Raw genomic sequence first — 4,331 nt, forward strand, 5'->3', positions numbered from 1 at the left:
CCGAAAAACCAGCCCACTGGCTCAAAGCACCTACATAACTGCTCTGCCCGGAATTTAACGCCACTGCACGTAATTTTTTATGCACTAATAACGATGCAAGAAAATCACCCAGAATCCAACCGAGCATTAATACACCTGCAGATAAACCCACCGCATAGGTGTAGCCAATCACACCGATAAACATGTAGCCGCTGTTATTGGTCGCGACGGCGGATAATCCCACCAACCAAGGTGAAATGCTGTGACTGGCAAGATAATAATCCTGCTGATTATTTTTTCGCAGCCGAGCAGAGGCAAGACCTACCATTAAAAAAATGGCCATGCACAAAACAAAACTAGCCAGCATAGTCATGTCCTGCACGCGCCATGCTCACCCCTTGATTTCCAGCGGGCCGGCAGTGCCCGCATCCACTAACAACTGCTCAAACGCAGGCAGGTGATGCAGGGGCTGGAGCGCAGGGTCTTTGGCAAAATCATCCAGCCGCGCGTCACCATTAATTAAGGCTTTGGTTAAAAAATTGATGGCATCATCAAAGTGCGCCAGCGCCGCATGCGCACAAGCGAGTTGATAAAAGGCGTGGGCATTTGAAGAATCACGCTGCAATGCGCTCTGACACAAATTGAATGCCCACTGCGGCTCATTCGATTCCAGCGCAGCATCAGCTTTATAGGTCAGCGCTTCACAATCACGAGGATTGAGTGCGAGAATTTGATCGTACACGGCAATTTTATTCGCCGGTGCAGACTCTTGCGCCGCGCGTAACCAGAGTGCGTGAATTTCTTTGGTACGCTCAATGGCTTCGCGGTTTTCATCGATATAGGTGGATTTTTCACGCAACTGCTGTTCAATTTCCCGCAGCCGCTCTTCGTAAGCACCAATCAATTTGCGCAATTCTTTATCGGCAAGATTGCCCATTTTTTCTTTCATCTCGCGGATGGATGTCCATCCCACTATGACTAACACTGAACTCACTGCCGCAATGATGTAGAAAAAATTGGATACAGTATTGGTGGCATAACTCACACTGCGATCTACAGCTTCAATCTGGCGATCAGTAATTTGCTGAATAAATTCGACCCGCTGTGCCGCCATATCGGTACGCAGGGATTTTAATTCATCCAGAATGTAGCGCTCGGTAAACGCGCTGTAGAGCGGCGCATTCAAATGCTCTACCACTTTCTGTGCTTGTTCTGCTTTTTCACCCGCTTCTGCACCTGCCTCTACATTTGGCAAACCCTGCGCCTGAATACTTTCTGCAAACAGCAGCGACAAAAGCACGATCAACAGCAAAACAAAAGCCCGTTTGAAAGCGACGTTTTGCTTCATACAATCACTTCTGCTGCCAAACCATAAGCACCTTCGGCATTGTGTACTTCCCGCCCCAGCAGAGGTGGGTTAAATACACAAGCCATTTCCATTTCTTCGAATGCGCGCAGAATGTGCTTGTCGTGTTTATCTAAAATATAAATGGTGCCAGGCTCGATGGGGTGAATCGCTCCACTAGCAACATCTTTTATCTCGCCAAAACCACTGATGCAATACACAGATTCAATATGATTTTGGTAGTGCATGTGTAGCACTGCATCTTTAAAAATGCGGGTAATGTGAAACGAAAAGCCAGCGCCATCACTTTTCAATAATAAACGATTACTTTCCCAACCCTCTGCGCTCACGCTGCGACCTTGTAATTTTGCCTCGGATAATTTTCTAACAATCATAATAAATACACTCGCTGATCATATTGCCGGATTGAATTACGCACTTTTTAGCTGACTATAGTCACGCATGACCGCTGCAAAACTCATATCAATAATTTTTAACCCTTTGCGCAAATCTTCTTCACCAATGGTAAGCGGACAAAAACATTTAACTACTTGCCCTTGATTACCTGCAGTTTCAATTATCAACCCGCGTTCAAAAGCGTGACTGCAAATCGCAGCGGCAATTTCCCCGTTAATGCATTCCACACCCTGCATTAATCCACGACCTTTAACCCGTAACGCAGGAGGCGAATAGCTCTCCACTATGGCCGTCAAATACTGTTTGATAATGGTTGCTTTTGTATTAATTTCCTGCGTGAAATAGTCGTCACTCCAATAAACATCGAGCGCTGCCGTCGCCGTGACAAATGCATGATTATTACCGCGAAAAGTGCCGTTGTGCTCGCCAGGCAACCAGCGATCCAACACCGGGTTTAATAACACCACCGAGAAAGGCAAACCAAAACCGCTCAAGGATTTAGAGAGCGTGACAATATCCGGTTTGATACCACTGGATTCAAAACTGAAAAACGTACCGGTACGGCCACAACCTGCCTGAATGTCATCGACAATTAATAACATGTCGTGTTTGCGACACAATTTTTGCAAACCTTGCAGCCAGCTATCTGCAGCAACATTTAATCCACCTTCGCCTTGCACCACTTCGACAATAACGGCGGCAGGTACATCTACACCGCTAGAAGGATCACTCAATAATTTGTCCATCATTTTGAGCGTGTCGGCATCGCGCCCGTGATAACCACAAAACGGCATACGCTCAACATTACCAAGCGGCACACCGGCACCACCGCGATGATGCTCATTACCGGTGGCAGCAACGGCGCCGAGTGATACACCGTGAAACCCGTTAGTGAAGGCGATAACATTGCTGCGGCCTTTTACTTTGCGCGCAATTTTTAACGCGGCCTCCACCGCATTAGCGCCGGTCGGCCCGGTAAATTGCACGCGGTAATTAAGTTCACGCGGAGTGAGAATTAAATCGCGGAAGCGAGTAAGGAATTGGGCTTTGGCTTGCGTGTGCATATCCAGGCCATGAGTAATGCCGTCTTGCTCGATGTAATCCATCAAGGCTTTTTTTAGCAGCGGATTGTTGTGACCGTAATTGAGCGAACCAGCACCCGCAAGAAAATCGAGATAGGCTTTCCCCGCCTCATCATAAAGATAGCTGCCCTTCGCTTGATGAAATACCACCGGGAATGAACGTGAATAGGAACGGACTTCTGACTCCATTTTCTGGAAAATTTTCATACTCCACACTCCTCTTGATAATCTACTTTCATAAAAAACAGGCAATAAAAATCCTGCGACGAAAAAATCGCCGTGAAAATTACTGTCAAAAATTTGCTGTGATTAATTCAGAGCTATAAAAACGCCAAATTAGTCTAACCAGCGACGACTGCCGGGGGTACGCAAACTGCTGCGCAAATCATCCAAATGATTTGCCATGGATTTATCGGGACGATTGGGAAGGGGGGAAATGCGCAATAGGTATTCATCGTCGTGCTGTCCGGCAAAATGCCGATCGCGCTGGAACAATACACTTTTCACTGGCAGGGCGTCGCAGTCATGCGCAAAACTTTCAAATAATGCCCATGAAGCGCGGTTATCGGGAGTAATCGTTGTTGTCAAACTCAATGCCTGCTCGGTACCCGGTTGCTCGATGAGCCAATGCAACATCCGTTTGGCCAACCCCGACCCACGCATTGGCTCAGCCACCACCACCTGCCACACAAATAGTGTTTCCGGTTCATTAGGCGGGCAATAGGCGGAGATAAAACCCACGAGACGGCCATCCAGCACCGCGGCGACTGAGGTATCGGCAAAATGCAGGCATTGCAGGAGATTGCAGTAGACCGAGTTGCTATCCAGCGGTGGACTGGCTTCCACCAGCTGATTTAATTGATGACCATCGGATGGCAGAGGTGCGCGCAACTCTAACTTGTCCAATAAAAGATCGTTTCTGGCGTTCATACAGACCTCCATAGCTCGTCTTTTTCGGCTGCAATTATAATTACAACACTAATTAATAAATCGATAATAATCGTTACAATAAAACAAAAATCGATAGGGTATTTTGCTTTTATGCAATTTTATCATTGATTAAAATTACAAAAATGAATAGATGATTATTTTTATAGAAATAATTTACTTAGAACACTAAGCATTTATAAAGTGTACAAAATTAATCCCGCCAGGTCTAGGGTTAATTTTCTGACGAGAGGTGACAAGTACACCTGCAGCGGGCATGCTGGCGACAATTGGCAACCCTATCGGACCCTAGATGAACCAGATCGACGAAGTACTTACCTCGTTGCGCCGCGTTATCCGCGCCATCGACCTTCACTCCAAACAATTGGTAAAAACCGCCAGCGTTACCGGCCCACAACTGCGCCTGCTGCAGTTGATCCACAGCGAAGAGCGCGCCACTTCACGGGAGCTGGCAGATGCCATGAGCCTCAGTCAGGCAACGGTTACCAGCATTCTCGACCGGCTGGAAAGCCGCGCACTGATCGAACGCGTCCGCTCGCAGACCGATAAACGCAAAGTAC

Annotated in this window: 6 protein-coding genes; 1 reads left to right on the forward strand and 5 read right to left on the reverse strand. The window is 47.3% G+C overall.

Annotation, left to right across the window (positions count from 1 at the left end):
• From ACWA6V_RS18005 to ectA, 5 genes are all read right to left on the reverse strand, one after another.
• A partial coding sequence (locus ACWA6V_RS18005; protein ID WP_449523786.1) for a sodium:solute symporter family transporter occupies positions 1-346 on the reverse strand: 346 nt, incomplete at its 3' end.
• A 24-nt stretch (positions 347-370) separates the two neighbouring features.
• Complete coding sequence (locus ACWA6V_RS18010; RefSeq protein WP_449523787.1) at positions 371-1,327, reverse strand: TPR end-of-group domain-containing protein; 957 nt, start codon at positions 1,325-1,327, stop codon at positions 371-373.
• Entirely contained in the window at positions 1,324-1,719 is a 396-nt protein-coding gene (locus ACWA6V_RS18015) for an ectoine synthase (RefSeq protein ID WP_449523788.1), read from the reverse strand. Before ACWA6V_RS18015 ends, ACWA6V_RS18010 begins: the two co-directional genes overlap by 4 nt.
• A gap of 36 nt (positions 1,720-1,755) precedes the next feature.
• Positions 1,756-3,030 carry a diaminobutyrate--2-oxoglutarate transaminase gene (gene ectB / locus ACWA6V_RS18020; RefSeq protein ID WP_449523789.1) on the reverse strand — a complete coding sequence of 425 codons (1,275 nt, stop codon included), beginning with the start codon at positions 3,028-3,030 and terminating at the stop codon, positions 1,756-1,758.
• A gap of 129 nt (positions 3,031-3,159) precedes the next feature.
• Positions 3,160-3,753, reverse strand: coding sequence for a diaminobutyrate acetyltransferase (gene ectA, locus ACWA6V_RS18025; RefSeq protein WP_449523790.1), 594 nt, complete (start codon positions 3,751-3,753; stop codon positions 3,160-3,162).
• 310 nt (positions 3,754-4,063) lie between these two features.
• Between ectA and ACWA6V_RS18030 the strand changes: the two genes are divergently transcribed.
• A partial coding sequence (locus ACWA6V_RS18030) for a MarR family winged helix-turn-helix transcriptional regulator (protein ID WP_449523791.1) occupies positions 4,064-4,331 on the forward strand: 268 nt, incomplete at its 3' end.

The organism is Cellvibrio sp. (assembly GCF_053579595.1).